We start from the raw sequence: 5,749 nt of genomic DNA, 5'->3' as shown, positions 1-5,749 counted from the left end.
AAGCTTTGCGTTGATTATAAACGCCATAACCATTGCACAAATAAGGCTTGTAGGTGCACGCATACACATTCTGAGTATCATTTGATATGCGTTCTGCAGGTTTGTAACATCGGTTGTAAGTCTTGTTACAAGGCCTGCTGTTGAGTATTTATCAATGTTTGAGAAAGAGAATGTTTGAATATTCGCAAACATTGAACGGCGAAGATTTCTTGCAAATCCGGCAGAAGCCTTTGCACCGAAGCTGCCGCCAAGAATACCGCAAACAAGTCCGCCGATAGCACAAAGTACCATTCCTCCTCCGACAAAGAGAATATGGTTCATATCGCCCTTGTTGATACCGTCATCAATAATTGAAGCCATAAGAAGCGGAATAAGCGTTTCAAAAACGACCTCAAGTATCATAAAGACAGGTGTAAGTACAGATTCTTTTACAAATCCCTTAACCTGCTTAGCTAAGGTTTTTATCATACTTTTTCTCCTTTACCATATTATTTTCCTGAAATGCCTGCTTTGAGCTTTCTGATTAAATACAAAAAGGTCTGCTTTTCTTCAGGAGTAAATACGCTGTCAAATTCTTGCTCATTAGAAACAATAGCCTTATCTATTGAGCTTTTTATGCTTATACCCTTTTCGGTAAGCACAATTTTTTTAAGTCTTGCGTCATTTTCAACCGATACTCGCTTTATGTACCCCTTTTTTTCCATAAGCTGTAAAATATTAGTTACAGACGAACGAGAGATTGAAAATTCACTTTCAAGATTTTTCTGGAAAATATCACTGTCCTGATTATTATAAAGATACGCTATAATCCAGCCGTGCATAATTGTTACCTTATCCACACCGTTTTTCGCCGCACTTTCAAGCATTTTTCTGTGCATAAGGTGGTTTACTGCCTTTATTTCGTGACCTATTGCATCACCGATGTGGCAGTCATGTTCAAAGTTTTTTTCTGTATCCGCATTAACTTTTTCGTCCTCCCCAAACATATCACACACTCAAAACACCTCCGATATAGCAATAGAATATAAGTTTAGTATCAAACTGTTATATACTGAATTGTTTGATACCGAACTTTTATATTATTATATGCTCATTGTTTTTATTTGTCAAGAAGTATTTTTAAAAATTATGTATGACAGCGTTATGCTGTCAATTTTTGTTGTAAGGCTGTGGCATCGTTAATATTTATTTTGCCGTCACCGTTTAAATCAGCAGAATATAAATAGAATTGTTCCTCAAGAGAACTGCCGCTTTTTATAAGTTCCGCCGTAAGGCATTGCAGACTTTTCACATCGTTGCTATTAATTTTGCCGTCAGCATTCACATCACCCTGACTAAGCATAAAAACTGTGCCGACTATCACAAAGTCTGTGTTGCTGTCATCAAGCATTTTTTGCACAATCGTTTTTTTCGCCTTTAAAGTGTATGCACCAATCACAGGAAAATTGAGCTTGTTTTCCAGAATTTCACTATTATATTTCTTCACAAAATCGTCCGATTTACTGTTTTCCACACCTTTATTTGCAAGGTAATCGTTTAAGTTTTTAACAATTTGTGTTGAATATGTTGGGTCTGATGTGAGTTTTTCCATATCAATATTATTTGCTATATAGAACATTGATAAATAAAACATTATTTTTGGATTACTCAAATCAAGCCCGCAATATATTATTGCGTCAACCACATCATCATTGTCATAATTTTTTAGTGCTACACTTGAACAGCCGTTTATTAATGCAAAATATTCTTCGGCATTTTCAAGTGACGGTTTGTCATATGATTTTGCAAATGCACAAACTGTACTCATAATCAAAACCACAGCCGAGATAATTATACAAGTTAATTTTTTCAACATAAAAGCACCCCCAAAGTTAGTATAACTCTGAAAAGGTGCTTTAAACACAAATTATTGTTTTCTACTTTTAGGCTTAAGCTTTCTCTTAATCATTGAAACAAATTTTTTAACTGAAAATCTTTTGATATTCTCATGGTAAACATAATTGATTTCGGCACAAATCATAAGCAAAAGCATCAAAAAATACAGTAAAACCATTACGATTGCAAGACCGGTAATTACACCGTAAACAGAAAAACCGTTGAAGCTTTTTACATAAATTGAAATACCAAAAGCAAGAACAAACCACGATATAGTGCAAAGGATTGCACCGGGAAGCTGATATTTAAAGCCATATTCCTTTTTTTCGCTTTTTGAAATACAAGGGAAATTTCTGTAAATAGACGCAAAGGTAATTGTCAAAATCAAGAAAACAAGTAGGTATCTCAATCTGAAAATTGTGGTAATAATATTTGGCAGTCTGCTTATATACGGCTGAATCCAGTCATCAAGAAAAGAACCGAGTGCCACAACCGCCAAAGAGGCCGTCATAAGCACAAAGAAAATCACCGTATATAACATAGCACGAAATCTAAGGACTATCCACATACGATTTTCATAGGCATCATACACACGATTAAGTCCATTTGTAAGGGCGTGTATTCCCTGTGATGCCGACCACAAAGTAACAATAATTGAAATAAAGGAAATTCCTATTGTATTCTGGTAGGTTTCTGTTAAAAAATATTTTATCTGTATAAGAAATTCATCTGTAAATACACTTTGCAAAGCCTGTTCAATAAAATCTGTTGATATATGCAAGCCCTGCAAAATCGACAAGCCAAAAGCTATAAGCGGAACAGATGAAAGCACTATAAAAAATGCAGACTGACCGGCAATAGCAAAAATATTGTCGTGAACACACTTGCTGATTATCGGGTCATATCTTTTCATTATTTTGTCATAAAGAGCAAAAGCCTTTTTAACTGCTTTCATAAATAAATCTCCTGTTTTATGAGTAGATTATAAAATATTTATATGACATTACAAGTAGATTTAAGCATTTATTTTTAATTATTTAGCCATAATAATATCGTCAGTTTTAACTTTTACAACGCTGTTAATCTTTGCATCATCCTTGAGCGGAACTTCAATAAGCATAATGCAAACACTGTCCGACTGATTTGCATTTTTATCTTTAAAATACTGAACACAAGGCTTTTGCGAGCTTAAAGCATAGCTTAAACCGTTAAAATTTACTCGGTCACTTGGTGATTCAAGCTTTACCGGTGCAATATACAGGCAGTTGTTATTAAAAAAGTTATCATTATATGTACGGCTGAAATTAATAATTTCACTCATATTAATTGAACCGCTATATGACTTACAAAATGAGTTAAGCTCATCCATACTGTAAATGCCACTTGAATAGTTTTTAACATAGCTTGTGATTTCTGTTGAAAGTCCCTTGGAATTTACAGGATTAGTGTAATAATAATGAGTAATATCATTGTTGCTTACATCATTATAATAGCCGGATGTTGAAATATAAACATATCTTACTGTAAAAATTGAAGCATTGATACTTAAAAATCCGGCCGCAAGGAACAAAACAATCGGTATTACCGAGAGCGTAGCTCTTTGCTTTATATCCGCCTTTATAAAAAGCAAAATATATAAAATCATTACAAAGCTTATTCCCGCAATCACATACAAATAAAACGGTTGTTTATACAAATACACCATATATTCAGAAAAGCCAAACAGCAGCTCCGCTATTATCATAACACAAAGGTCTATTGCCCTTAAATCAACCGACATTTTTCTGTAGGCGTGTATAGCACCTGCAATTACAAGCAAAGTAAGTATCTCAAGCACAACACCAAGCAATCCGGCATATTCTGAGCTTTTCAGCGTAAGCTGCACCGCAATAAAAAACATTGTTTCAATAATTGCCAAAACAAAAAGCACAAAGGTAACTATTGTAAGCCTGTGATTACTGCGAATACGCTTTACCTGCTGCTTGTACTGCTCCATTTCTTCGCCTGTAAACGGGAACTTGTCAATAGTATCCCCATAAAAACTAAATCCTCTCATTTTACACCCTTCAAAACTTCTAAAAATAATTTAATAAAGAAATGACAATCTGTTGTCGCCATTTGCCATTTTAAATTATATACAATTTTGCTTATAAATTCAAGTGAAATTGCTATTAAATATATTTTCCTCTATAATTTGACAAATTACTTTGTTTGTGCTAACATATTAGCCGAGCAGTTCGTAACCATCCTGCTCGAGCAATTAACCAAAAGGGGCTTGCTCAATCAAAACTAAGGAGGAAAGGCATAGGGCAAACTATGTCCATACACCCCTGCGGGTGTTTTTTTATGCCAAAATTTATGGAAAGGTACAGCATAATTCACGAAAAAAACAGTCGTGAAATTGTTCTTCTGCGTGGCAGTGGTTGTGTATATACAAAATGCACCTTCTGCGACTACTACAGCGACAGCTGTAAAAATGAAGAAGAAAATTTCAAGCTGAACAAAACGGTGCTTGAAAAGGTTACAGGCACCTTTCAAAACCTTGAGGCTATAAACTCAGGTTCGGTATTTGAGCTTGACAAAAATACCATTGAGCTTATAAAAGAGGTTTGCAAACAAAAGAATATCCACACCATTCATTTTGAGTCACATTATCTTTACAACAACAGGATTGCTGATTTACGAAAAGAATTTTCCGACTTTACGCTTAAAATGAAGCTTGGTCTTGAAACCTTTGATTATGATTTCAGAGAAAATGTGCTTAAAAAAGGCATTAAGGAAAAAGATCCTCAAAAAATATCTGCTAACTTTGATGAGGCTAATTTCCTTTTTGGAATTAAAGGTCAGACTATAGATTCCATTAAAAACGACATTGAGCTTGGACTTAAATATTTTGAGCGAATCTGCATTAATATAATGTGCGAAAATTCTACTGATGTAAAACCGGATAATAAGCTTATCAAGGCTTTTGTAAGTGAAATTTACCCGATTTACAAAGATAACGAAAGAGCGGACATTTTAATTAACAATACTGATTTTGGAGTGGGTGACTGATATGCCAAACGAACTTATACTTATTTGTTCCGTAATTTTCATTTACGGTGCAGCACTTTTAGGATACAAATTATTTGGAAAAACAGGTCTTTACTGTATTTCTGTAATCGCAACAATTCTTGCAAATATTGAAGTTACAATTATGATAAACGCATTTGGAATGGAACAGACTCTCGGTAATGTTCTTTTTGCGGTAACTTTTCTGATAACCGATATTCTCTCGGAATGTGAGGGCAAAAAAGCCGCACAAACCGCCGTTTATGCAGGAATTTTCTCGTCAATCTTTTTCCTTGTGCTTTCTCAGAGTTGGCTTATTTACACACCAAGCACAGCAGACACAATTATGCCGTCAATCAAGGCAGTATTTTCAAATACGCCACGAATGATTCTTGCATCTTTAGTTGTTTATGCAGCAAGCCAGATGTTTGATGTATGGCTTTACCACAAGTGGTGGAAATTTACAGAAAAGAAGTTTGGCAACAAACGCAGATTTTTGTGGCTCAGAAACAACGGCTCAACTCTTATCAGCCAAATCCTGAATACCGCACTCTTCACAGCATTTGCATTTTGGGGTACTTACGATATTCCAACACTTATTTCAATCTTTATTTCAAGCTATGTTATCTATGTTTTCACAAGCTTGCTCGATACTCCGTTTGTTTATCTTGCAAGAAAAATTCATGATAAAAAGCTTGAAGCGGAAACAGCAAAAGCATAAGTTGGCTCTGTTTTAAATATTGGGGGAATATTGACAAATTATGGTTTAGCAATGGTCGGGATACTTTGTTTGAATTAGCACAGACTTTATACTCGGAAATAA

7 protein-coding genes are annotated in these 5,749 nt (G+C 34.7%); 2 read left to right on the top strand and 5 right to left on the bottom strand.

The genetic code is table 11. The features are described from left to right. From ACJMMI_RS08025 to ACJMMI_RS08005, 5 genes are all read right to left on the bottom strand, one after another. Window positions 1-468: ABC transporter transmembrane domain-containing protein (locus tag ACJMMI_RS08025; RefSeq protein ID WP_405354808.1), on the bottom strand; the 468-nt coding region annotated here is incomplete at its 3' end. Window positions 469-488: 20 nt separating this feature from the next. Next, window positions 489-986, bottom strand: a complete 498-nt coding sequence (locus ACJMMI_RS08020; protein ID WP_405354810.1) for a MarR family winged helix-turn-helix transcriptional regulator — start codon at window positions 984-986, stop codon at window positions 489-491. Window positions 987-1,141: 155 nt separating this feature from the next. After that, window positions 1,142-1,855, bottom strand: coding sequence for a dockerin type I repeat-containing protein (locus ACJMMI_RS08015; RefSeq protein WP_405354807.1), 714 nt, complete (start codon window positions 1,853-1,855; stop codon window positions 1,142-1,144). Window positions 1,856-1,906: 51 nt separating this feature from the next. Further along, window positions 1,907-2,830: a YihY/virulence factor BrkB family protein gene (locus tag ACJMMI_RS08010; protein ID WP_405354806.1), complete on the bottom strand. Its 924-nt coding sequence runs from the start codon at window positions 2,828-2,830 to the stop codon at window positions 1,907-1,909. Window positions 2,831-2,908: 78 nt separating this feature from the next. Next, the gene (locus tag ACJMMI_RS08005) at window positions 2,909-3,931 is read right to left on the bottom strand and encodes a hypothetical protein (protein WP_405354805.1); all 1,023 of its coding nucleotides are present in this window, start codon (window positions 3,929-3,931) and stop codon (window positions 2,909-2,911) included. A 302-nt stretch (window positions 3,932-4,233) separates the two neighbouring features. On the opposite strand from ACJMMI_RS08005, the gene ACJMMI_RS08000 reads away from it, so the two are divergent. Together ACJMMI_RS08000 and ACJMMI_RS07995 are read left to right on the top strand one after the other, a co-directional pair. Continuing rightward, window positions 4,234-4,929, top strand: coding sequence for a radical SAM protein (locus ACJMMI_RS08000; protein WP_405354809.1), 696 nt, complete (start codon window positions 4,234-4,236; stop codon window positions 4,927-4,929). 1 nt (window position 4,930) lies between these two features. Next, on the top strand, window positions 4,931-5,647 hold the full coding sequence (locus tag ACJMMI_RS07995; RefSeq protein WP_405354804.1) for a queuosine precursor transporter: 717 nt from the start codon (window positions 4,931-4,933) through the stop codon (window positions 5,645-5,647). The last annotated feature ends 102 nt before the right edge of the window (window positions 5,648-5,749 follow it).

The sequence above is a fragment of the Ruminococcus sp. genome (assembly GCF_045129435.1).
Lineage (GTDB): Bacteria > Bacillota > Clostridia > Oscillospirales > Acutalibacteraceae > Ruminococcoides.
Note: the sequence above shows the minus strand (reverse complement) of the source record. Positions and strands in the feature narration are given on the sequence as shown.

Excerpts from the sequence above, each read along its gene's own strand:
- ACJMMI_RS08020 (WP_405354810.1), bottom strand. The coding sequence starts at position 986 with ATGTTTGGGGAGGACGAAAAAGTTAATGCGGATACAGAAAAAAACTTT.
- ACJMMI_RS08015 (WP_405354807.1), bottom strand. The coding sequence starts at position 1,855 with ATGTTGAAAAAATTAACTTGTATAATTATCTCGGCTGTGGTTTTGATT.
- ACJMMI_RS08010 (WP_405354806.1), bottom strand. The coding sequence starts at position 2,830 with ATGAAAGCAGTTAAAAAGGCTTTTGCTCTTTATGACAAAATAATGAAA.
- ACJMMI_RS08005 (WP_405354805.1), bottom strand. The coding sequence starts at position 3,931 with ATGAGAGGATTTAGTTTTTATGGGGATACTATTGACAAGTTCCCGTTT.
- ACJMMI_RS08000 (WP_405354809.1), top strand. The coding sequence starts at position 4,234 with ATGGAAAGGTACAGCATAATTCACGAAAAAAACAGTCGTGAAATTGTT.
- ACJMMI_RS07995 (WP_405354804.1), top strand. The coding sequence starts at position 4,931 with ATGCCAAACGAACTTATACTTATTTGTTCCGTAATTTTCATTTACGGT.